We start from the raw sequence: 22,725 nt of genomic DNA, 5'->3' as shown, positions 1-22,725 counted from the left end.
GGCTCGGTCGAACCAGGAGTAACCTGGATATCACCGAAGGCATTTCGCATGCCGGTACCGGATATTGGCGGCGTCTCCGGCGAACGGCAATGCCGGACCAGGTCTCTCGGCCGGGCCCGGGGACAGGTCTTTGATCATGACCACGACCCTCGATCGTGTGACGACGCCCGCCGCCATGGATTCCACGCCACGGCTCTCCCTCGCGCCCAGTAGCGTGCGGCCCGGCCGGCTGGACGGAGCCTGGTGGCCGCGCTCGCGCGATCTTCTTCTCGAACTCCCCGTCCTGGCCGCCGAGATCGACGAGCGGTGGGGCCGGATCACCCGGATCACCGTGAACCCCGAGCAGTGGCCCGTCATCCCCCGGCGGATACCGGTCACCGGGCACACCGTCCACGCGGGCTGGTTCACCACCGAACAGGACCAGCACGTGATCGTGGTCTGTTCCTACGCCCCCCGCCGGCTGAACCTGCTGGTGGTCCCGCCCCAGGCGGACGCCGTCCAGGCCGCCCGGCTGATGGCCGAGGCCGCTGATCCCGCGAACACCAGGACCGCGAGCGAGCTGCTCGCCGCGGAGCCGAGCGCCCGTGCGACCGGGACGAACGCCCGTTCCGACTTCCTGCCGTCGGCCGTCACCCCCTCCACCGGGCTCGGCGAGGCGGAGCGGCGATCCGATCTCGCCCGGAGCCGGGCCGCCTCCTGGCCGGCAGCCGTGTAGGCGGCGGACGGGAGGCGCCCGGGCCGGGGCCGGGCCTGCGTCACTCGCGTGACCACTCGGTCTCGGCCTGGGGTTCGCCGTCGGCACCGGTCCCTTCCCAGAGTCGGATCCTGACTGCCCGGGGGCCCGGCGCCGGTCGGGAGAGGGTGCGAACGAACACGTCCCGGAGGTGGTTGGCCGCCCGCTGCGGCGGACCGTCGTACTCCAGCGGATTCGGCATCGTCGTGTCGTCCTGCCGGGACCAGCGGCCGTCGTCGTCCTGGGTCTCCAGAATCCACCGGTAGCGCCGCATCGTGGCCTCCTGTGACAACGCTCCTGCCCCGACCACGACCGTACGAGGCGGTCGGCCGGGGGGCGACCGGGGACGTCGGCCGGCGGCTCCGGGGCCACGATGGAACCAGGAGCGGAGGAGACGGAGGGAGGCGGCCGATGTTCGAGGCAGCGGAGGCCGGTCCGTGAAGCTGAACGCCGGGCCGGGCCGGGAGTAGCCTGGACATCACCGAAGGCACCTCGCATGCCGGCACCGGACACTGGCGTCGTCTCCGGCGAACGGCAATTCCGGACGTGGCACCGGTCAGGTTCGGAGACAGGTCCTTGATCATGACTGTGATCGATGGCGCGATGCTTGCCACTCCCGAACCCGCCCTGCGGTTGTGCCTGGCACCGGACGGCTCGCGAGCCGGACGACTGGACGGGGCCTGGTGGCCCCGGTCGCACGACCTTTCTTTCGAACTCCCCGCCCTGGCCGCCGAACTGGACGCGCAGTGGGGCCGGGTCGCCGGAATTACCGTGAATCCCGCCCAGTGGTTGACCGTCCCCCGACGGATCCCGGTCGCGGGCCACACCGTCCACACGGGCTGGCTCACCGCTGTGCAGGGTCGGCACACGATCTCGGTCCGTTCGCACCTTCCCCGCCGGCTGACCCTGCTGGTCGTCCCGCCTCGGACGGGAGCCGTCGCTGCCGCCCGGTTGATGGCCGAGGCCGCTGATCCCGCGAACACCAGGACCGCGAGCGAACTGCTCGCCGACGAGCCGTCTGCGAAGGTCCCCGACCGGCGAGGGATCGTCTGGCCGGTACGCGACCCCTCGGTCTCTGCCTGGGGCTCCGCCCGGTGGGGCGGGCCGTCGTCCTCGCCCCGGCGCTCCGACCCGGGCCCCCGGCCGACCAGCGGTGACGCCGACCAGCGGTGACGCCGCCGCCCGATCCTTCGCTCTTCTGCTCCCGGCGGACCGCCGTCAGTACTCGGAGCCGCTTCGCAGGCAGGTACCCACGACCCGGAGCCACGCTCCGGGGCTGGAGCACGCCTCGATCCGGTGCGGGGTGTCCTCGAAGACCCGCAGGACACGAAGCGCCCCGCTGGGGTGCAGGTCGTACTCGAAAGTGACGCCGTCCGCGCCGTCCTCGTACTGCAGGTCAAGCGACCCCTGGGCGACGGCTCGGACGCGGTGAACGTCGCGACCGTCACCGACGGATGCACCCCGAACGGCCGGGTCGTCAGCTGCGGGCCGCTCTCCCGGCTGGCTGTGGGAGAGGCGGCGGTCTTCCGGATCACCGTGAAACTCCTCGCGCCCGCCACCGCACTCACCCCCACCTCCTGCCGGCCACCGACGCCGGCCTCGTACCGGCGCTTGCCGCAGCGGCCGTCACCACCCTGATCCTGGGAGGAACCCTCGCCGTGACGTTCCGCCGCCACCGCCACCGCCGCAACGGCCCGCCCGGTCGCGCAGAGCGCCCGGAACCCCGAGGGCTCGGCACCCCGAGGGCCCGGACCGCAGCCGCGGTCCGGGCCCTCGATCGCGGTTACCGACTCGGCGGTCGTGGCGGTGCGAGTCAGAGGTGGTACATGGCGGTGTAGGGCTCGGCGATGCGCTCCTGTCGCGATCCGAAGTCGACCAGCACCGCGGTGTCGCCCTCGGCACCGATGACCCGGCCGAGGCCGTAGGCGTCGTGAGTCACACGGTCGCCGACGGCGAAGTGCTTGCGCGGTGTTGCGGTCCTGGCTTTGAAGGGGCTGGTGGGCAGGTGCCGGCGGACTGCTTCAGATTTTTTCATCCAGGCCAGTATGCGCCGCGGGGAACGGAGTTGGCTCTTCCCGGGCCGGCCGAATTCCGGGCGGTCCGAAATGCCGGGTGTGTCGAACGGCACCTCCCGTGGCTCGGGCATCGGAGTCGAGGGCGAGAGCGCCCCGGAAGGTGCTCCGAGGAGTGGCCAACGTGCTTTCACTGAGGCTGGGTTGAGGGCGTATGCGGTTCGGGGCGGCGGCATCGAGGGTGCCTCCGGCGAAAAACCGGGGTGAAAGTTTCCGCCCGTTACGGGTCCGGGACTGCTACAGTCGAGGTAGTTGCAGTAATGGTTCCCATGAACTTTGTGTGCGCCTGCTCATATATCGCAGGCGCATTTTTTGTTTTCCGGATCTTCTCCGGGCGGGCTCCCATCACGGTGACTCGGCATCCGCATCGTGCGGGTCGCCGGAAAGCCCCTGAAGGAGATTTTTTACATGGCTAATGGCACCGTGAAGTGGTTCAACTCGGAAAAGGGCTTCGGCTTCATCGAGCAGGAGGGTGGCGGCCCGGACGTGTTCGCCCACTTCTCGAACATCAACGCCGGCGGCTTCCGTGAGCTGCTCGAGGGCCAGAAGGTCGAGTTCGACGTCACGCAGGGCCAGAAGGGCCCGCAGGCCGAGAACATCCGCCCGCTGTAGTTCTTTCCACCGCCGCGGCACCCGCCCCGGCGGCGAGGGGCCCGCACCGCGTGCATCACGCCCGGTGCGGGCCCCTCGGCATGTCAGCGCCCGTCCCCTGACTGTTCCGGGGCCCGCCACGAGGAAGGCCTCCGCATGGACCGCTCCATCCGTCTGCCGAGCAGGAATCGAGTGCGGCCGTGACCGAGTGTGCGCGGAGTACCGTGGGAGTGCAGCCGAGGACATCTCGCACACCGGCATCCGCGCCGACGTCGCCCTGGGTGATGAGTGGTCCCGCAGCGGACCGGACGGGCGGCCGGCCATGATGTCGATCCCCCTCCCTGTTCCTTCCTCCCCCGGCCCGTGGTCGGTGCCCGGGGACCCTTCGCTCCCGCGTCTGACGATGGAGCCGACCATGTCCCGGGAAGGCCTCTTCGATGGCGCCTGGTGGCCCCGCACCACCCACGTTCTCGCCGAACTCCCGGATCTGGTAACCGCGTTGGGCGCCCATCTGGGCCGGATCGTCCGAGTGGGCCTGGACACCCCGGCCTGGGACGGCGTGCCGAGGTCCGTCGTGGTCGACGGCCTCATGGTCAGGATCAGCTGGTTCGACGGCAGTGACGCCACGATCAGCGTCACCCGGGGTTTCCAGGACCACTTCCTGCTCCTGGTGGTGCCCCCGGACACCCCGCCCGCGACCGCTGCGGCCGCGATGGCCGAGGCCTCCGCGACCGGCAACCACACGCCGGCGGCGGAACTCCTGCCCGGCTGAAGCGGGTCGACGCCGGACGGGCGGTTCCGCCGCCGGCGGCTCCCGGGCCGCTCAGCGCCACTCGATCAGGAACAGCGTGGCGTCGTCGCTGGTGTGCCCGCCCCGGCGGGCCTTCAGCGCGTGCGAGAGGGCACGTACGGTGGCCCGCACGCCGGAGCGGGAGCGCTCGATGCGGTCGACCGAGTCGATCAGCTGCTCCTCGCCGAACTGCTCGCCGCTCGCGCCCCGTTCCTCGACCAGGCCGTCGGTGAAGCACAGTACGCGGTCCCCGTGCCGGAGTTCCCGCTCGCTGATCACCGGCTGTTCGCCGCCGAACCCGACCGGCAGGGTGGTGGCGCTCTCCAGCCGCTCGACGACCGCGTGGTCGCGGATCAGCAGCGGTTTCGGGTGACCGGCGTTGACCCACTGGAGGTGGCCGGTGACGGTGTCGAGCCGCATCATCTGCGCGGTGACGAAGTGGTCGGGGCCGAACTGCTCGGCGATGGCCCGGTCCATGAAGGCGTAGATCTCGGCGAGTCCGACGTCCGCGCGGCGGGCGTGCCGGTACGCGCCGACGGCCACCGTCGCCATGGTGGCGGCGTCCAGGCCGTGGCCCATGGCGTCGAGGGTGGCGACGTGCAGCACGTCGCCGTTGAGCGCGTAGTCGAAGCTGTCGCCGGCCACCTGGTAAGCGGGCTCCAGGATGCCGGCCACCGCGACCCGGGGCACGGACATCGACAGCGGCGGCAGCAGCGACCACTGGATCTCGGCGGCCACGCTCATCGGCTCCAGTCGCCGGGCCTGGAAGACCAGGTCGGTGTAGCCGCTCCTGGTGATCAGCAGGTCCGCGACCAGGGCCGACAGCCGTCGCAGCGGCAAGCGGTCGCCGTCCCCGACCGCGTCCAGGGTGAAGGCCAGCACCCCCGCCTCGTCCCCGCCGTCCAGCAGGGGCAGGTACACCCGCATCCCGTCTTCCTGGGGCACCTCCACCGTGGCACCCCGCAGGAACGCCTCGCCCGCGGCGGAATCCGCGATCGGCAGCGGCGGGCCCTCGGCCAGACCGCCGCCCGGCAGCGGGACCAGGACCGACTGGCCGTAGTCCTGCAACAGCAGCGCCGGCTCCCGGCCGCCCAGCTCGGCCACCGCCTCGGCGACCAGCGGGGCGATCAGCGGCGGCGCGAACTCCCGCGCCCGGTCGAGCAGCACATCCAGCAGGTGCTCCCCGGACCTCGCGGTCCGGCCCGGGCCCGCCGCGGACCGCCGCCCGCCGTCGCCGCTCACCGCCATACCTGCCTCCCGAACCACCCCGGGCCTCGCGCCCGGCCCGACGGACCGGTCCTCTCCATTACGCCCGACATCGGCCCGGCCCGCCCCCGGCGCGGGACGGCTGCGCCGCCCCGACCGCAACCCCGCCCACATGGCCTTCTGCCGCTCCTCGCCATCGCTCCCCACCCCGTGGTGAGCCGGTTGAGGACGGCGGTGCCGCGGCCCCCTGGCGCCCCGGGCTCGGTGAGCCGGCGGCGGGGCAGGACGGAACTTCGGTCGCCGACCGTGACGCGGACGGCGTCGGGGAGGCGTTTGAGTGCGAGGCAGCGCGGCCGGCCACCGTGGTCGCAGGCGTTGGACAGCAGTTCGCCGACCGCGAGGAGGGCGTCGTCGGCGAGGTGGGGCCGACCGGGTGCAGCCCCGACAGGTGCCATCCGGACAGGGCCCGGCGGGTGAAGTCCAGGGCGGACCCGACCGGGGCGTCGGAGCGGGTGGGGAACGGGAGGCGTCGGCGCAGCGGCTTCGGTCCGGATCCGCCACTTCCGGCACCAGCGTGGGCTCAGCCAGGAGTGGCCGGCCGAGGCGATCGGCCGGGACCGACAGACAGTTGGCCTGTGGGAGCGGGCCGTCACGCCACCCACGGTGGACGACCTGTCAGCCCTTGCCCGAGCAATCCAGATCCCGTACCTCACCACCCCTTCCACCACCTGGTCGGTGACGAGGTGTGGGAGGTGCGGACCGACCGGGGGCGGGGAGTCCGGGCAGTGGCGTCGGGGTGCTCCGCTCCAGTGGGGCGGCCGGGCGGCTCGCGTCGGGGCTCCGGGCCGCGCTCCGCCGGGAGCCGTCGCTGCTCGGGCGGTTGGGGCGGGTGCTGCTGGACACCCGCTTCCCGCCGTCGCTGCACCTGGAGCTGTGCGAGGCGGTCGGGCTCGATCCGGAGCTCGCCGAGACGGGCGCGGTGACCGGCCTCGATGCCGCGGCCCGGCGGATGCGTGAACCGATACTCACGGCCTGCGAGTTCCAGTGCGCGTTCTGCGGTTACGACGGGATGCTCGGCCCCATCTCGGTCGGGCTGGAGGCTGCGCACGTGCGCTGGTGGTCGCACGACGGGCCGGACGAGGTCGCGAACGGCCTGTGTCTGTGCTCGCTGCACCACAAGCTCTTCGGCAAGGGCGTTCTCGGCCTGGGGGAGATCACCGCATCCTGGTCTCCCAGCGCTTCGTCGGCCGCAGCGAGGCCGACTGACAGCATGCGCTCGCCCTGGTCGGCCGGCCGGTCCTCGGGCCGCAGACGGGCAACCCTCCCGCGCGGCAGCACCGGGAGTGGCATGCGCGGCAGGTGTCCCGCGGCCTGCCCCGGGTGGCGGTCGGCGTCGGTGCAGGGTAGGGCGGATGGCCAACTGGGCGGCTCTGCAGGGCTGATCGCAACCCCGGGTGAAACATCGGGAGGTGGCCGTGCATCTAATAGGAGGAGACAAGCTCGGAGGGGCCGGGCGACGGGGGTGCGATGTGATGGGCGGACAGGCCGAGACCGTCGAGCCGGTGGCGGACGGGGGCGGGGGGAAGGTGCCCCGGCAGCGTTCGGGGGACGAGGGGCGGGCCGGGGCCCGGCGGGCGGCGAAGCGTGGGCGCAAGGGGCGGCGGCGCGGGCTGAAGATCGTCGCCTGGAGCGTGGCCGGGCTGGTGGTGGTGACCGTCGGGACGGGCGGCTACCTGTACATGCGGTACAACGGCAACATCAAGTCCGCGCCGCTGTTCGCCGGTGAGAGCGGGGACGCCGGGCACGAGGTGCCGGACGAGTTCGGGCGCACCCCGATCAACGTGCTGGTGATCGGCTCCGACGGCCGCGACAACCCGGAGGACTGCGAGATCGGCGGCAGCGAGTGCGGGGCCGGCGCCAACGCCGACGTCCAACTGCTGCTGCACGTCTCGGCGGACCGCTCCAACGCCACCGTGATGAGCATCCCCCGCGACCTGATGACCAACCTTCCGGGCTGCGTGGACAAGGAGCACAAGACCTCGTCCAAGGCGGGCCGCGGGCAGATCAACTCCACGCTGCAGTACGGCCCCGGCTGCACGGTGGCCGCCGTGCACCAGCTCACCGACATACCGATCGACCACTTCATCAAGGTCGACTTCGTCGGCGTGATCAAGATGTCGGACGCGGTGGGCGGCGTCCCGGTGTGCGTCAGCGACGACGTGTACGACCCGTACTCGCACCTCAAGCTGGCCAAGGGCTCGCACACCCTGAAGGGCATGGCGGCGCTGCAGTTCGTCCGTACCCGGCACGGTTTCGGGGACGGCGGCGACCTCGGGCGGGCGAGCGCCCAGCACGCCTTCCTCGGGTCGATGATCCGCCAGCTGAAGAGTGCCGGGACGCTCACCGATCCGGGCAAGGTGCTGTCGCTGGCCGACGCCGCCACCAAGGCGCTCACCGTCGACCCCGGCCTGGACGGGATCACCAAGCTGGTCGGCCTGGCCGACGACCTGAACAAGGTGCCGCCGTCCCGGGTCACCTTCACCACCATGCAGACCGAGGCCGACCCGAAGGACGAGAACCGGCTGGTGGCCGGCCCGGACGCGAAGAAGCTGTTCACGACGGTCAAGAACGACCAGTCGCTCAGCGCCGACCCGAACGGCGCGGCCACCGCGCCCTCCTCGCCGCCGCCCGCCGCGCCCTCCTCCAGCGCGCCGGCCGCGCCGCCCGCGGACGCGACGCCGCGCAAGAACATCGCCGTCCTGGTGCGCAACGGAAGCGGCGCGGCGCACCGCGCCACCGCGCTGGCGGACGCGCTCAAGTCGGCCGGCTTCTCCCGCGAGACCTCCACGGGCAAGGACACCGCCGCCGACCGCACCGCGGTCCGCTACCCGGCCGGGAAGGCGGCCGAGGCCAAGCAGGTGGCCGCCGCGCTCGGCGTGCCCGAGACCGCCGTCGAGGCCGGCACCGGCAGTTCGATCGAGCTGGTGATCGGCGCCGACTGGACGCAGGGCACCAGCTACCCCGCCGGTGCGAACGGCGCCCCGGCCGCCCCGGCCGCCGCGCTCAAGGGCGCCGACGCCGTCACCGCCGACAACGACGGCAACTGCACCCAGGTCAGCCACGAGAAGACCGTGAGCCTGCCCGGCTTCGGCAGCATGACGCCGGTGCAGGCGTTCGCCCGCAGCAAGGACGTGCCGGTCTCCGCGCCCTGACGCGGTGTCGAGACCGCACCCGGCGGCGCGGACGGGCGGGCGCCACCGGGGTGGCGGAAGGCGTTCCCATCACGGGCGTCGTGCGGGGAGGGCGGCGAGCGGGAGCGGGATAGGGGGCCGATAGCCGGGCCGGTTCGGGGCGATAGGGGGGGCCGGGAGAGTAGTGCTCACAAGAGGCGAACCTCCGCCGAATCGTGAGGACTCGGATGATGATCGATTACCAGAACCGTACGGCGTCGAGGGGGACGGCGTCCCCCCTGGCGGCTGAACTGTCCAGTGTCGTCAAGCGGTTCACCAATGCCAAGGGCGAGGTGTTCACCGCCGTCAACGGGCTGGATCTGCGGATTCGGCGGGGCGAGGTGGTGGCGTTCCTCGGGCCGAACGGCGCGGGCAAGACCACCTCGATCGACATGCTGCTGGGGCTGACCCGGCCGGACGAGGGCGAGGTGCGGCTGTTCGGGGTGAGCCCCGAGCAGGCGGTGCGGGCCGGGCGGGTGGCGGCGGTGCTGCAGTCCGGCGGTCTGCTGCCGGATCTGACGGTCGAGGCGACCGTGCACATGCTGGCCTCGCTGCACCCGGGCGCGGACCCGGAGCGGTGCATGGCGCGGGCGAACATCACCGAGCTGCGGGCCCGTCGGGTGGCGGCCTGCTCGGGCGGTGAGCAGCAGCGGCTGCGGTTCGCGCTGGCGCTGCTGTCCCGGCCGGACTTCCTGGTGCTGGACGAGCCGACGGCCGGCATGGACGTGGTGGCGCGGCGGGACTTCTGGGCGGCCGTCCGGGAGGACGCGGCGCGCGGCATGACGGTCATGTTCGCCACCCACTACATGGAGGAGGCGGACCAGTTCGCCGACCGGGTGGTCATGATCAACAAGGGTGCGGTGGTGGCCGACGGTTCGGCCTCCTCGATCCGCGCCGCGACCAGCGGTCGCACCGTCTCGGCGGTGCTCAGCCCGTACGAGGCCGGTCTGGTCTCCCGGACGCCGGGCGTGCGCTCCAGCGCCGTCCGGGGCGAGCGCACCTACTTCACCTGCACCGACTCGGACGCGCTGCTGCGGGTGCTGGTCGGCGAGACGCAGGCGCGGGACATCGAGGTGGCGCCGCGCAGCCTGGAGGAGGCCTTCATGGCCATCACCGAGAACGCCGGCCGCGTCGAGAGCGCCGCCAACGCCCAGAAGGAGAACGTCTGATGGCCGCCGCCACGGCGCCCGCCGCCGCCCGCACCTCGGTCTTCAACGGGGTGAACCCGACCTTCGTCCGCTACGAGCTGCGCCGCCGGTTCAACCGGCAGACCACGATCTTCACGGTGCTGCTTCCCGCGGTGCTGTACCTGGCCCTGTTCCGCACCGCCCCGTCCGGCGGGGCCGACCTGCCGCACGGCAACTTCGCCGCCTGGATGATGATCGGCCAGGCGGTGTACGGCGCGGCCACCGCGGCCGTCAGCTCGGCCGCCACCATCTCGGTGGAGAAGTCCGTCGGCTGGATGCGGACGATCGCCATGAGTCCGCTCACCCCGCCCGGCTACTTGCTGGTCAAGGTGCTCTGCTCGGTGCTGATGGCCGGTGTCCCGGTCGCCATCGTGGGAGCGCTGGGTGCGCTGACGGGCGCTCACGCCGACGCCAACGTCTGGGTGACGTCGCTGCTGGTGGCCTGGGTCGGGGCCGCGGTGTTCGCCGCGCTCGGCATCGGCATGGGCCTGGCGCTGAAGCCCGACGTGGTGATGCACATGCCGGGCCTGACCATGACCGCCCTCGCCTTCCTGGGCAACCTGTTCATCCCGCTCAGCGGCGTGATGCTGGAGATCTCCCGCTACACCCCGATGTACGGGGTGGCGACGCTGGCCCGGTACCCGCTGAACGACGGCTTCTCGTTCCACGGGGAGCACTCCAGCGTGGCCGGCGCGGTGTTCAACCTGCTGGCCTGGTTCGCCGGCTTCTCGTTCCTGGCGATCCGCCGCTTCCGCAAGTCCACCGGCCGCCCGTAGCGGTCCCCCACCGAAGCCCGCGCTCCTGCGCCGGGCGCAGGCCCCACTCGAAAGGAGGTTCGAACAAATGTTCGCATTCATTGCGCCGGGTCAGGGCTCCCAGACCCCGGGCATGCTGGCCGCCTGGCTGCGCGACCCGGCCACCGCCGAGCGGGTGCGGGCCTGGTCGGAGGCCGCCGACCTGGACCTGGTCCACCTCGGCACCAAGGCCCCGGCCGCCGAGATCGCCCGCACCGAGCACACCCAGCCGCTGCTGGTCGCCGCCGGACTGCTCGCCCACCACGCCCTGGCCGGCGCCGCCCGGCCGGGCGGGGCGGTGGCGGCCGGCCACTCGGTCGGCGAACTCACCGCCGCGGTGTACGCCGGGGTGCTGGAGCCCGCGGACGCGGTGCGGCTCGCCGCGATCCGCGGCCGGGCGATGGCCGCGGCCTGCGCCGAGGCGCCCACCTCGATGGCCGCCGTGGTCGGCGGCGAGCAGAGCGAAGTCCTGGCACGAATAGCCGAGTTGGGCCTGACCCCGGCGACCTTCAACGGCCCCGGCCAGATCGTCGCGGCCGGTCTCGGAACGGCCCTGGAGCAGCTGGCCGCCGCCCCGCCCGCCGGGGCCACCGTCAAGCCGCTCACCGTGGCCGGCGCCTTCCACACCCCGTTCATGGAGTCGGCCCGGCAGACCTTCGCGGCCGCCGCCGAGGCGGTGCCGTTCGCCCCGCCGACGCAGCCGCTGCTGTCCAACGCGGACGGCGCGCTCGTCGAGGACCCGGCGGAGATCCGCCGCCGACTGGTCCAGCAGGTGGTCAGCCCGGTCCGCTGGGACCTCTGCCTGGACCGACTGGGCGAACTGGCGCCGGAGACGACGATCTCGCTGCCGCCCGCCAAGACCCTCGCCAACCTGCTCAAGCGCCGGCACCCCGGGCTGGACGTGCTGTCCGTGAACACCGCCCGGGACGTCGCCCGGGCCCAGGAGCGGCTCGCCGTCGCCGCGATCAGCGAGGGAGTGGCCGTCCATGCCGGTGTCTGACCTGCTCGACCACCCGCTCCTGGAGCGGGCCGACCACCCCGCCGTGACCGACGGCGAAGGCACCCTGAACTACCGCGAGCTGGGCACCGCCGTGGACCGCGCGGTCGGCTGGCTGCGCGGCCAGGGCCTCACCGCCGGCGAGCGGGTGGTGTACGCCGGCGGCAACGACCGCTCCTTCCTGGCCCTGTTCTGGGCCACCCTGCGGATCGGGGCGATCTTCGTCCCGGTCCACCCCGACCTGACGGACCAGCAGATCGACCACATCGTGGCCGACTCCGGGGCCGCGCTGGCCGTCTGCCGCCCGGCGGCCGGTGCCCGCGCCGCCCGCACCGTCGACGTCGAGCAGGCCTGGCAGCAGGTGCTCGCCTCCGCCGAGGACGGCCACCGCGCCGACGTCGACGAGGACGCGGTGGCGATGCTGATCTACACCTCCGGCACCACCGGCCGCCCCAAGGGCGTGGTCTGCCCGCACCGCCAGATGCTCGCCGCCATGGACGCGATCAACGCCTGCCTGGGCTACCGGCAGGACGACGTGGTGCTGTGCCGGCTGCCGCTCTCCTTCGACTACGGCCTCTACCAGGCCCTGCTGTCCGCCCTGGTCGGCGGCACCCTGGTGCTGGCCCGCCGCAGCGAGGACGTCGGACTGCTCCGGCTGATCGAGCGCACCGGCGTCACCGTCGTCCCGCTGGTGCCCTCGCTGGCCCAGATGCTCCACCTGCTGCAGAGCAAGTTGCACCGGCCCACCCGGGTGCGGCTGTTCACCAACACCGGCGCCCGCCCCGGCCGGGCCGTGATGGCGGAGCTGCTGGAGGTCTTCCCCGGCTCCGAGTTCGCCTCGATGTACGGCATGACCGAGTGCAAGCGGATCTCCATCCTCGACCCGGCCGAGTACGCCGGGCACCCCGATTCGGTCGGCCCGCCGATCCCCGGGGACCGGGTCCGGATCGTCGCGGCCGACGGCGCCGAGCTCGGCCCCGGCGAGACCGGCGAGATCGTGGTGTGGGGACCGACCGTGATGGCCGGCTACTGGCGGATCCCGCTGGAAGAGCAGAACCGTTTCATCCGCCGCCCGGACGGCTCGCTGGAACTGCACACCGGCGACCGCGGCCGGCTCGACGAGGACGGACGGCTCTACTTCGTCGGCCGCGACGACGACGTGATCAAGCGCCGCGGCATGCGGATCGCCCTCACCGAGATCGAGGACGCCGCCGAGCGCCTCCCCGGCGTCACCGCCGCCGTCGCGCTGCGCCCCGAGGAGGAGGGCGGACCGCTGCTGCTGGCCGTGCACGGCACCCTCCCGCCGGAGCAGGTCCGTGCCGCGCTGGTCGGCCGGCTCGACCCCAGCCGGATGCCCGACCGGGTCGTCCCGCTGGACACCGTCCCGCTGACCGCCAACGGCAAGCCGGACCGGGCCGCCGCCAAGCGCCTGGTCGACGCCGCCACCGCCGCAGCGGCCGAAGCCGCGGAAGCGGCCGCCGCCGCAGCCGCCGTCGTCGCGGCCGAGCACCACCGAATCCACCAGACCGTCACCGCATCCCCGAGGGGCAGCCATGAACCAGTCGCAGTTTGATCAGCTCGTCGAGCGGATCTGCTCCGTGCAGGTCACCGACTCCGAGACCCCGCTCGTCGACCTGGGCGTGGACTCGCTGCACACCATCGCCCTGGTGATGGCCGTCGAGGAGGAGTTCGGCATCGAGGTCGACCCCGACGCCCTCGCCGACCCGGCGCTGGCCTCCCCGGCCGGACTGTTCCGCTACGTGCAGGCCTGGGCCGCCGACGCCGCCCCGGCCCGAGTCTGAGGGACCGCCAGCCATGTGGACCGACACCAGACCCGCGGCCGAAATGCCCCGGCTGTTCGAGCGGGGCGGGGACGTCATATCCCTGGCGGGCGGACTGCCCGACCTGGACGTGCTCCCGCTGGGGGACATCTCCCAGCAGCTCGCCCGACTCGTCCGCCTCGGCGGCAAGCTCGCCCTGCAGTACACCACCCCGCACGTCGCCAAGGCCCTCGTGCCCGCCGTCGCCGACCTGATGGCCCGTGAGGACGGCCACGCGAGCGCCGACAACCTGATCCCGACCAGCGGCTCCCAGATGGGCCTCACCGCCGTCGCCCTCGCCCTCGGCACCCCCGGCGACACCATCCTGGTGCAGACCCCCGCCTACCCCGGCGCCACCGCCGCCTTCCGCACCGCCGGCCTCGAACTGCACGCGGCCCCCGAGGACGCCCAGGGCCTCGACCCGCAGCAACTGCGCACCGCTGTCCGCGAGTTGAGAGAAGCAGGCCGCACCGTCCGACTGCTGTACGTCAACCCGACCTTCCAGAACCCGACCGGCGCCACCCTCTCCGTCCCGCGCCGTGCCGAGATCCTCACCGCCTGCCGCGAACTCGACCTGCTGCTGATCGAGGACAACCCGTACGGCCTGCTCGGCTTCGACGGCGCCACCACCACGCTGTTCCAGGCCCTCGACCCGCAGCAGGTGGTCTACCTCGGCACCTTCTCCAAGATCTTCGCCCCCGGCCTGCGCTCCGGCTGGATCGCCGCCCCCGAGCACCTGCGCTTCGACCTCGCCCGGGTCGCCGAGATCATCTCGCTCTCGCCGTCCGCGCTCGCCCAGGGCACGCTGGCCGCCTACTACTCCCGCAACGGCTGGACCGAGCTGATCGACCGCTACCGGGACAGCTACCGCGAACGCTGCACCCTGATGGCCGACGCGCTGGACGCCGAGCTCGGCGCCGACAGCCCGTGGACCTGGCAGCGCCCCGACGGCGGCTTCTACCTCTGGCTGCGCCACCGCGACGGCGCCGACGCCACCCGCTACGCGCAGGCCGCCGCCGCGCACGGCGTCTCCTTCGTCCCCGGCGGCCACTTCTCCGTCGACGGCGAGCACAACGACGGCATCCGGCTGTGCTTCAGCAACGTGCCGCGCAAGAAGATCACCGAAGGCATCGCCCGGCTCTCCGCCGCGCTGACCGAAACCCCCATCGGGGCACCCGAGTTGGCGGAGGTGTCGGGATGACCGCGCCCGCCGTCGAAGCCGCCCGCGCCGTGGACTGGGCGGACTTCGCCCCGCTCCACCCGCTGGCCGGCTCCAACTGGCAGGTCTGGGGCGTCGGACTGCTCCGCAACGCCGGCTTCCCGGTCTCCGGCCTCGACCTGATCGGCGGCACCCTCGCCCCGGCCGCCGCCGCCCGGCTCGCCGCCGGCGACGGCACCGCCGAGGACTTCGACACCGCCTACCGGGCCGACGTCGACACCGAGGCCGCCCGGCTCGCCGCCCTCGCCACCGACCCCGAGCTCCGCCTGGCCATCGCCTGGCAGAACCGCACCGTCTTCCGCATCCTCGACTCGCTCGCCGCCCCCGGCGGCAAGGAGACCAAGCGCCGCCAGCGCGAACGCACCCTCGCCATGTACTGGCTGCGCTACTGCGCCAAGGCCGAGACCATCGGCTTCTTCGGCCCCGGCGCCTGGATCGGCGTCGGTCGCACCCAGCAGGCCATCGCCATCGACCACGGCCCCGCCCTGGTCGCCGCCGCCCGCACCTCGCTGGAACGCTGGACGGTCGCCGCGATCGCCGACTGGATGGCCGAACAGCCCGGCGCCCGCTGGTGGTTCCCGCCGATGCTGCGCCCGGACGTCCACCTGGACGGCGAGCAGCTGGTGCTGGCCAACCGCAAGACCGTCCGGCTGCGCCCCGAGGACGGCCAGGTGCTGCGGCTCGCCGACGGCGACCGCAACGCCGAGCAGATAACCGACCTGCTGGTCGCCGACCACGGCTGGGACGCCGCCACCGCCCGCACGACCGTCGACAAGGTGCTGAACCGGCTGCTGCGGCAGCGGGTGCTCGGCTGGGACGCCAACATCCCGGTCGACGTGCGCGCCGAGGAGGTGCTGCGCCGCCGCGTCTCGGCGATCGGCGACCCCGAACTGTTCGTCCGCTACGACGCGGTGCTCGCCGAACTCGCCCGCCACAAGGGCGGGATCGACCGGGCCGGGAGCGCCGAGCAGCTGGTCGAGGCGCTGGACGCGCTGGACGCGTACTTCGTGGAGACCACCGGCCAGGCCGCCTCCCGCGAGGAGGGCAAGGCGTACGCCGGCCGCACCCTGGTCTACCAGGACACCCTGCGGGACTGCCGGATGGAGCTCGGCCGGGACTTCCTGGACGGCATCGCCCGCCCGCTCGCCCTGGTCGCCGACGCCGCCGACTGGTTCGGCAACCGGCTCGCCGAACTGGTCGAGGCCGAGGTGGTCGCGCTGGTCCGCAAGGCCGCCGAGCGGCAGCGCCCCGGCGTCGCCGTCACCCTCGCCGACGTCTGGCCGCAGACCCTGGCGCTGTTCTGGGGCGAGCACAACCACCCCGTGCAGCAGGCCGTCCGGGAGCTGGCGCTGAAGTGGCGCGAGGTCATCGGCGAGGTGCCCGAGGGCGCCACCCGGATCGACCTGAGCGTCGAGAAGATCGCCGCGAAGACCCGGGAGGTGTTCGCCACCGGCCCGGTGCGCTCCCCGCACCTCGCGGTGCACAGCCCCGACCTGCAGATCGTGGCCCGCTCGGCGGACGCCGTCAACAACGGCCAACACCTGGTCGTGCTCGGCGAGTTGCACGCCTGCCTGGCCACCCTCGACCTGCCGTTCCTGGACTGGACGGCCGACGCCGGCTCGCTGCGCGACAAGGTCAACCGGGCGATCGGCGGCGAGCGGCTGGTGCCGCTGCTGCCGGTCGGCTGGAAGCGCAACAGCGGCCGCATGGTGCCCGCCCCGATCGGTGCGGGCGACCGGCTGATCGGCTTCACCCGTGCCCCGTTCGACCAGCGGGAGCGGATCGAACCCGCCGTCGCGATCACCCTCGCCGAGCACGACGGCACGATCACCGCGACCACCTCCGACGGCCGTACCCGGACGCTCTCCGAACTGCTCGCGGTGCTGATCTCGATCATCGCCTGCGACGCGTTCAAGATCGGCCTGGACCGGCCGCACGCCCCCCGGGTCACCCTCGACGACCTGGTGCTGTTCCGGGAGACCTGGCGGCTGCCCGCCACCGGCGTGGCCCTCGCGCCGAAGGCCGACCGGAGCCGCGACTACCTGGCGGTGCGCCGCTGGGTCACCGACAACGCGCTGCCCGACCGGGCCTTCGTCAAGTTCCCCGAGGAGACGAAGCCGTCCCTGGTCGACTTCACCAGCCCGACGCTGGTGCTCTCCTTCGCCAACCTCGTCCGCCGGGCGGTGCAGTCGGACCCCGACGCCAGGGTGACCGTCAGCGAACCGCTGCCGGCCCCCGAGGAGTCCTGGCTGCCCGACGCGGACGGCGAGCAGTACGTCAGTGAGCTTCGGCTCCAGATCAGCCGAAAGGTGCCGGAATGACCGTGCTCGTCCCCGACGGCGCCGGGCTGCGGGTCCGCCCGCACCGTCCGTCGGACCCCGACATCGTCGCCACGATCGGCGGCACGCCGCTGGTGGCGCTGGACCGACTCTTCCCGCCGAACCGCTTCCAGGTGTACGCCAAGTGCGAGCGGTTCAACCCCGGCGGCTCCATCAAGGACCGGGCCGCCAAGTCGATGGTCGAACAGGCCATCGCCACCGGCCGGATCGTGCCCGGGGTGTCCACCGTGGTGGAGTCCTCCTCCGGCAACCTGGGCATCGCGCTCGCCCAGCTCTGCAACTTCTACCGGCTCGGCCTGATCATCGTGGTCGACCCGCGCACCACCCCGCAGAACCTCGCCATCATGCGGGCCTACGGCGCCCGGGTGGAGGTGGTTGAGCACCGCGACCCCGCCACCGGCGAGTTCCTGCCGGCCCGGATCGGCCGGGTCAAGCACCTGCTGGCCACCGTCCCCGACGCCTGGTGGCCCAACCAGTACGCCAACGAGGACAATTCGCGCGCTCACCACACCACCATGCGGGAGATCGTGGAGGCCCTCCCCGAGGCCCCCGACTACCTGTTCCTGGCGGCCGGCACCACCGGCACCCTGCGCGGCTGCGCCGAGTTCATCCAGGACCAGGGGCTGCCCACCCGGGTGGTCGCGGTGGACGCCGTGGGCAGTGTGATCTTCGGCCCGCCGGAGCCCTGGGAGTCCACGCACAGGCGGACCATCCCCGGCCACGGCGCCGCGGTCGTCCCCGCCCTGCTGCGGCCGGGCTTCGCCGACCGGGTGGTCAAGGTGACCGACTCGGAGTGCATCCGGGGCTGCCGCCGCCTGCTGGCCGAGGAGTCCGTCCTGGCCGGCGGCTCGTCCGGCGCGGTGATCGCCGCCCTGCAGCAGTCCGCCGACTGGATCGAGCCGGGCGCCACCTGCGTCGCCGTGCTCCCGGACGGCGGCGACCGCTACCTCGACACCATCTACGACGACCAGTGGGTGGAGTCCTACCTCCGGCAGTACCTGCCGCAGACCGACCAAGAAGGGACCCAGCCATGAGGATCCTCGGCCGGGAGGATGTCCGGACCGCGCTCGCGGACCTCGACTCCACCGTGATCGACCTGGTCCGCAACGCCTACGTGCTGCACAGCCAGGGCAAGTCCGACCTCCCGTTCTCGACCTTCCTGCGCCCGCTGCACCGCTCCGACTCGCGGATCATCGCGCTGCCCGCCTACCTCGGCGGACCGGCCCCGGTGATGGGCCTGAAGTGGATCTCGTCCTTCCCGGAGAACGTCAACCGGGGCATGCAGCGCGCCAGTTCGCTGTGCATCCTGAACGACCTGGAGTCCGGCTACCCGCTCGCCCTGATGGAGGGCAGCCAGATCTCCGCGGTCCGCACCGCGGCCGGCGCGGCGCTCGCCTCGGGGCTGCTGAACGCCGGACGCGAGGTCCGCACGATCGGCCTGGTCGGTTGCGGCACCATCAACAGCCAGGTGGTGCACTTCCTCACCCAGGTGCACGAGGACCTGCGGACCGTGCTGCTGCAGGACGCCTTCCCGGAGCGGGCCAAGGTGTTCGCCGCGGAGCTGGCCGCCGAGTACCCGGGCGTCGAGTTCAAGGCGGCGACGCTCGGTCAGGCGCTGTCCGCCGACACGGTCTCGATCGCCACCACCGACTCCTCGTACTGGCTGGACCTGGCGGACCACCCGAACCGCCCGCACGGGCAGGTGATCCTGCACCTGTCGCTGCGCGACCTGTCGGTGGCCTCGGTGCTGGGCGCGGTCAACGTCACCGACGACGCGGACCACGCGATCCGCGAGCAGACCTCGCTGCACAAGGCCGAGCAGCAGGCCGGCCACCGCCGCTTCGTCACCGCCGAGATCGGCGCGCTGCTCGACGGCACCGCCGAGCTGCCCGCCGCCCGCACCGTGGTGTTCGCCCCGTTCGGACTGGGCGTGCTGGACCTGGCGGTCGCCGAGGCGGTGCTGAACCACGCCGAGAAGCACGGGCTCGGCACCGAGGTCGAGGGCTTCGACCCGGGCAGCCACAAGGTCACCTCCAACCTCGCCGGGAGCGCGGCATGAGTCAGCTGTTCACCGAAGGCACCAGGGCCGTCGTCACCGGGGCCTCCCGGGGCATCGGCGCGGCGATCGCGCTGCACCTGGCCGAGCACGGCTGCGACGTCGCGCTCAACTACCGCTCCAGCGCCGGCAAGGCCGAGCAGCTGGCGGAGAAGATCGAGGGCCTCGGCCGCAAGGCGCTGCTGGTGCAGGCCGACGTGTCCGACGAGGCGCAGGTCGCCGCGATGTACAAGGAGATCCGCACCGCCTGGGGCGGCGTGGACGTCGCGGTCCTCAACTCCGGCATCACCGCCGACGGCCACTTCGCGGCGATGAGCGCCGCCAAGTGGCAGGAGGTGATCTCCACCAACCTGACGGGCGCCTTCCTGACGGCCCGTGAGGCCACCAAGCAGATGTACGCGAGCGGCGGGTCGATCGTCTTCATCGCCTCCACCTCGGGCATCGCCGGCCGGGTCGGCCAGGCCAACTACGCCGCCTCCAAGGGCGGGGTGATCGCGATGGCGAAGACCCTGGCCTACGAGGGGGCCGCCAAGGGCATCCGGGTCAACGTGGTGGCCCCGGGCTTCATCGACACCGACATGGTGAAGAAGGTGCCCCGCGCCCAGCTGAAGGAGGCCGCGGCGGCGATCCCGCTGGGCCGGATGGGCACCCCGGAGGAGGTCGCGCAGGCGGCGGTCTTCCTGGCCAGCCCGGCGGCCTCGTACATCACCGCCAAGGTGCTCACCGTCGACGGCGGGATGCTCTACAGCTGACCCCCCTCACATCGAACTGACGTTCCATCAATCACCGACAACGGAAAGGCACATCATGTCCACCGCCACCTTCGAGGACGTCCGGACCCAGGCCGAGCAGCGCCTGGAGAAGAACCTCAAGATCAAGTCGATGATCATCGACCGCCTGGGCCTGGACGCCGAGGCCGAGGTCGTCTCCGACAACCAGCCGCTGTTCGGCCGGGGCCTGGAGATGGACTCGCTGGACACCCTGGAGATCGTCGTCATGATCAACAACGAGTACGACGTGCTGATCAGCGACGACGACTTCGAGGCCTTCGGCTCCATCAACGCCCTGGTCGACTTCATCGAAGCCCGCGAGGTCTGACCGTGGCCACTGCCGTCGCACCCACCAAGGTGGCCGTCAAGGAGAAGCCGAAGACCTTCGCCTACTCCTCCGACGACATCAAGCGGATGCTCCCGCACCGCTGGCCGATGCTGATGATCGACCGCGCGTACGACGTGGTCCCCGGCGTCTCCGGACGCGGCATCAAGAGCGTCTCGGTGAACGAGCCGTTCTTCGCCGGCCACTACCCCGACCACTCGATCATGCCCGGCGTGATGATCGTCGAGGCGATGGCCCAGCTGGTCGCCGTGGTCTACGTCGCCGAGCTGCTGGAGGCTCCCGCTCCGGCCGAGGGCGACCCGTCGTCGAGCGTCGGCTACCTCGGCTCGATCAGCTCGATGAAGTTCTCCCGGCTGGTCGTCCCCGGCGACCAGCTCACCCTGGAGGCCAAGCTCGGCCAGAAGCTCGGCGGCCTGCGCTCCGTCTCCGTCCGGGCCTCCGTCGGCACCGAACTCGCCGCCGCCGGCTCGCTGATCGTCACCACCGGACGCAAGGGCTGACCCCCGTCGCCCCTCGGACCAGAGCAGACAAGGAGGTGTGGAATGTCCATCACGATCCGCCCGTACCAGGAGGGCGACGCGCATGACATCGCCGAGCTCTACAACCGTCACCGCGACAACCCCAACCCGGTGGCGGGCGGAATCACCGGCGAGGAACTGGAGCGCGAACTCGCCGAACGCGACACCGCGACATTCCTGATCGCCGTCGACGACGACCGGGTGGTGGGCACCTTCGGGCTGTTCCACAGCACCGGACGCCGCTCCGCCCGGGCCGGCGAGCTCATCGCCGACATGTTCTTCGTCGCCCCGGCCTACCGCAACGGCGTCATCACCGGACGACTCTTCACCGAAGCCGTCGAATGGATGATGCGCTGCGGCTGCCTGGTGCTCCGACTGACCGTCAACCCGGCCAACACCGTCGCCTTCAAGCTGTACCGGCGGGTCGGCTGCGTGTCGGTCGGCGAGACCGTCCCCGGCGAGGACGGCAACGTCGAGCTGCACAACTACATCCCGCTGATCCTGCGCAGCGTCTTCCACGACCTCGACCCCGAGGCGCTGGCGGCGCTCGGCCAGCTCAGCAGCTTCGGCAACGTCGCCGGCGGCCGGGACGACGAACTCCGGTCCGACGTACGGGTGGTGGACGAAATCCGCACCGTCGCCTACGCTCTGGCCCTCGGCGAGTTCAAGCTCACCGCCACCATCGACGTGGACCGCGGCCTGATGCTGGACGCGGCGCTCACCACCCCCGACGGCGCCACCCGGCCGCTGAAGATCGCCGAACCGCCGTACGAGGTCCGGATCCAGGCGCCGGCCGAGCCGCACCGCTTCGGCGACAGCGGCCTCACCGCCGAGCTGGACACCGCCGAAGGCACCCTCACCGTGCACGCCGAGGGCCACCACGGGCCGGTGTTCGTCTCCACCTGGCCCAGCGCCGAGGCCGACCGCTCGGCCGGCTGGCGCGAAGGCCAGGCCCGCGAGCTGGAGATCCACCCCGTCGAACACGGCGTCCAGGTCCGCGAGACCACCGGCGGCAACCAGGTCACCGGCACCCTCACGCTCCACCGGGGCGTGCTGGAGCAGCAGTTCACGTACACCACCCGGCCCGGCCGGATCTTCCAGACCGTCGGACTCCGCCAGGGCGACTTCACCCTGACCGGCCCCGACACCACCGCCGTCCAGCACCTGATCGGCACCGGCATCGGCGTCCGGGACACCTCCGAGGTGGTCGCCGCCGCGCAGACCGCCCCGGCCGGCTCCACCCTCGCCTGGACCGACGGCGCCACCCGGATCACCCTCCCGGCCGGCCGGCCGGTCCGGCTGATCCACACCACCCTGGTCGAACGCCACCTGGAGCCCGACGCCGACGGCACCGCCCGGCTGCGCACCGAACTCCGCACCGGCGCCGACCAGGACACCCCCCGCACCACCGCTGCACCGCAACTCGCCACCGGCGAACGGAAGCTGATCGTCAAGGCGAACGCCGGCGGGATCACCTCCTGGACCGAGGGCGGCAAGAAGGTGCTGCGCAGCCCCGCCCCCCGCACCCGCGCCTTCGGCAACAACCCGCGGTGGAGCGCCGGCGCCTGGGTCACCCTGGAGCACCACCGGCACAGTCTCGCCACCGGCCTCGGCTGGGGCGTGCCGACCACCCGCGAGTGGGAGCAGAAGCACCCGCTCGGACTGGCCGCCCCGCAGGAGCGGATCAGCTGGGAGGTCACCGCCCCCGAGCAGGCCGCCGAGCCGGTCCGGATCGACGTCCACGCCCCCGGCGCGGACGAGGAGACGGTGCTCTGGCTCACCCCGGACACCCCGGCCGACACCGCCGTGGTGCTGCACTCCGCCGGAAAGCGCCACGAGCTTGACGCCACCGCCTTCCGCCAGGTCTGGGCGTCCGCCGCGGCGATCCGCCTCACCAGCGGCCACTGGCTGCACCTCGCCCCCGCCGACAGCGGGAGCGGCGCACCGGAAATCGTCCTGCGCACCACCTCCTCCGGACTGCTGATCGGCTGCGCGACGGCCGGCGCCGAGGCCGCCTGGCAGCTGTCCGTCCACCCCGCACCCGCGATCTGACACCC

Annotated in this window: 21 protein-coding genes and 2 pseudogenes; 20 read left to right on the top strand and 3 right to left on the bottom strand. The window is 72.6% G+C overall.

Annotated features, from left to right (window positions below):
* Positions 1-136: 136 nt before the first annotated feature.
* Positions 137-715: a DUF5994 family protein gene (locus ACI1MP_RS18255; protein WP_380333858.1), complete on the top strand. Its 579-nt coding sequence runs from the start codon at positions 137-139 to the stop codon at positions 713-715.
* 40 nt (positions 716-755) lie between these two features.
* Here ACI1MP_RS18255 and ACI1MP_RS18250 read toward each other — a convergent pair whose 3' ends face one another.
* Positions 756-1,007: a hypothetical protein gene (locus ACI1MP_RS18250; protein ID WP_380333859.1), complete on the bottom strand. Its 252-nt coding sequence runs from the start codon at positions 1,005-1,007 to the stop codon at positions 756-758.
* A 308-nt stretch (positions 1,008-1,315) separates the two neighbouring features.
* Between ACI1MP_RS18250 and ACI1MP_RS18245 the strand changes: the two genes are divergently transcribed.
* Positions 1,316-1,906 carry a DUF5994 family protein gene (locus ACI1MP_RS18245; RefSeq protein ID WP_380333860.1) on the top strand — a complete coding sequence of 197 codons (591 nt, stop codon included), beginning with the start codon at positions 1,316-1,318 and terminating at the stop codon, positions 1,904-1,906.
* Positions 1,907-2,546: 640 nt separating this feature from the next.
* Here ACI1MP_RS18245 and ACI1MP_RS18240 read toward each other — a convergent pair.
* Entirely contained in the window at positions 2,547-2,768 is a 222-nt protein-coding gene (locus ACI1MP_RS18240) for a hypothetical protein (RefSeq protein WP_380333861.1), read from the bottom strand.
* A gap of 445 nt (positions 2,769-3,213) precedes the next feature.
* Between ACI1MP_RS18240 and ACI1MP_RS18235 the strand changes: the two genes are divergently transcribed.
* Together ACI1MP_RS18235 and ACI1MP_RS18230 are read left to right on the top strand one after the other, a co-directional pair.
* Complete coding sequence (locus ACI1MP_RS18235) at positions 3,214-3,417, top strand: cold-shock protein (RefSeq protein WP_100588974.1); 204 nt, start codon at positions 3,214-3,216, stop codon at positions 3,415-3,417.
* 301 nt (positions 3,418-3,718) lie between these two features.
* A complete protein-coding gene (locus ACI1MP_RS18230; RefSeq protein ID WP_404869040.1) occupies positions 3,719-4,168 on the top strand; it encodes a DUF5994 family protein in 450 nt (149 codons plus the stop codon).
* A 51-nt stretch (positions 4,169-4,219) separates the two neighbouring features.
* Here the strand turns inward: ACI1MP_RS18230 and ACI1MP_RS18225 are convergent, their stop codons facing one another.
* Positions 4,220-5,434: a PP2C family protein-serine/threonine phosphatase gene (locus ACI1MP_RS18225; RefSeq protein WP_380333863.1), complete on the bottom strand. Its 1,215-nt coding sequence runs from the start codon at positions 5,432-5,434 to the stop codon at positions 4,220-4,222.
* 510 nt (positions 5,435-5,944) lie between these two features.
* Here ACI1MP_RS18225 and ACI1MP_RS18220 point away from each other — a divergent pair.
* The 16 genes and pseudogenes from ACI1MP_RS18220 to ACI1MP_RS18145 all read left to right on the top strand — a co-directional run.
* Positions 5,945-6,037, top strand: a pseudogene (locus ACI1MP_RS18220) (hypothetical protein); the annotation flags it as partial.
* A gap of 62 nt (positions 6,038-6,099) precedes the next feature.
* A pseudogene (locus tag ACI1MP_RS18215) lies at positions 6,100-6,799 on the top strand (phosphorothioated DNA-binding restriction endonuclease); the annotation flags it as partial.
* A 125-nt stretch (positions 6,800-6,924) separates the two neighbouring features.
* Complete coding sequence (locus ACI1MP_RS18210; RefSeq protein ID WP_404869039.1) at positions 6,925-8,604, top strand: LCP family protein; 1,680 nt, start codon at positions 6,925-6,927, stop codon at positions 8,602-8,604.
* A 209-nt stretch (positions 8,605-8,813) separates the two neighbouring features.
* Entirely contained in the window at positions 8,814-9,791 is a 978-nt protein-coding gene (locus tag ACI1MP_RS18205; RefSeq protein ID WP_363478576.1) for an ABC transporter ATP-binding protein, read from the top strand.
* Positions 9,791-10,585, top strand: a complete 795-nt coding sequence (locus ACI1MP_RS18200; RefSeq protein ID WP_100588967.1) for an ABC transporter permease — start codon at positions 9,791-9,793, stop codon at positions 10,583-10,585. Before ACI1MP_RS18205 ends, ACI1MP_RS18200 begins: the two co-directional genes overlap by 1 nt.
* Before the next feature lie 67 nt (positions 10,586-10,652).
* Entirely contained in the window at positions 10,653-11,603 is a 951-nt protein-coding gene (locus tag ACI1MP_RS18195; protein ID WP_189275085.1) for an ACP S-malonyltransferase, read from the top strand.
* Entirely contained in the window at positions 11,590-13,173 is a 1,584-nt protein-coding gene (locus ACI1MP_RS18190; protein WP_404869038.1) for a class I adenylate-forming enzyme family protein, read from the top strand. The genes ACI1MP_RS18195 and ACI1MP_RS18190 overlap by 14 nt, the downstream gene beginning before the upstream one ends.
* Positions 13,154-13,402 (top strand): acyl carrier protein, encoded by a 249-nt coding sequence (locus ACI1MP_RS18185; RefSeq protein ID WP_035864761.1) that lies wholly within the window; start codon positions 13,154-13,156, stop codon positions 13,400-13,402. Before ACI1MP_RS18190 ends, ACI1MP_RS18185 begins: the two co-directional genes overlap by 20 nt.
* Positions 13,403-13,415: 13 nt before the next feature.
* Positions 13,416-14,621 (top strand): PLP-dependent aminotransferase family protein, encoded by a 1,206-nt coding sequence (locus ACI1MP_RS18180; RefSeq protein WP_404869037.1) that lies wholly within the window; start codon positions 13,416-13,418, stop codon positions 14,619-14,621.
* Positions 14,618-16,960 (top strand): lantibiotic dehydratase, encoded by a 2,343-nt coding sequence (locus ACI1MP_RS18175; RefSeq protein ID WP_404869036.1) that lies wholly within the window; start codon positions 14,618-14,620, stop codon positions 16,958-16,960. Before ACI1MP_RS18180 ends, ACI1MP_RS18175 begins: the two co-directional genes overlap by 4 nt.
* On the top strand, positions 16,957-18,012 hold the full coding sequence (sbnA, locus tag ACI1MP_RS18170) for a 2,3-diaminopropionate biosynthesis protein SbnA (protein WP_100588962.1): 1,056 nt from the start codon (positions 16,957-16,959) through the stop codon (positions 18,010-18,012). The genes ACI1MP_RS18175 and sbnA overlap by 4 nt, the downstream gene beginning before the upstream one ends.
* Positions 18,009-19,037, top strand: coding sequence for a 2,3-diaminopropionate biosynthesis protein SbnB (sbnB, locus tag ACI1MP_RS18165; protein ID WP_380333871.1), 1,029 nt, complete (start codon positions 18,009-18,011; stop codon positions 19,035-19,037). The genes sbnA and sbnB overlap by 4 nt, the downstream gene beginning before the upstream one ends.
* Positions 19,034-19,786 carry a 3-oxoacyl-ACP reductase FabG gene (fabG, locus tag ACI1MP_RS18160; RefSeq protein WP_380333872.1) on the top strand — a complete coding sequence of 251 codons (753 nt, stop codon included), beginning with the start codon at positions 19,034-19,036 and terminating at the stop codon, positions 19,784-19,786. The genes sbnB and fabG overlap by 4 nt, the downstream gene beginning before the upstream one ends.
* A 55-nt stretch (positions 19,787-19,841) precedes the next feature.
* Positions 19,842-20,132: an acyl carrier protein gene (locus ACI1MP_RS18155; RefSeq protein WP_035864774.1), complete on the top strand. Its 291-nt coding sequence runs from the start codon at positions 19,842-19,844 to the stop codon at positions 20,130-20,132.
* A gap of 2 nt (positions 20,133-20,134) precedes the next feature.
* A complete protein-coding gene (gene fabZ, locus ACI1MP_RS18150) occupies positions 20,135-20,650 on the top strand; it encodes a 3-hydroxyacyl-ACP dehydratase FabZ (RefSeq protein WP_404869035.1) in 516 nt (171 codons plus the stop codon).
* Between the two features lie 42 nt (positions 20,651-20,692).
* Entirely contained in the window at positions 20,693-22,720 is a 2,028-nt protein-coding gene (locus tag ACI1MP_RS18145) for a GNAT family N-acetyltransferase (protein ID WP_404869034.1), read from the top strand.
* The last annotated feature ends 5 nt before the right edge of the window (positions 22,721-22,725 follow it).

The organism is Kitasatospora griseola (genome assembly GCF_044999035.1).
GTDB lineage: Bacteria > Actinomycetota > Actinomycetes > Streptomycetales > Streptomycetaceae > Kitasatospora > Kitasatospora griseola.
Note: the sequence above shows the minus strand (reverse complement) of the source record. Positions and strands in the feature narration are given on the sequence as shown.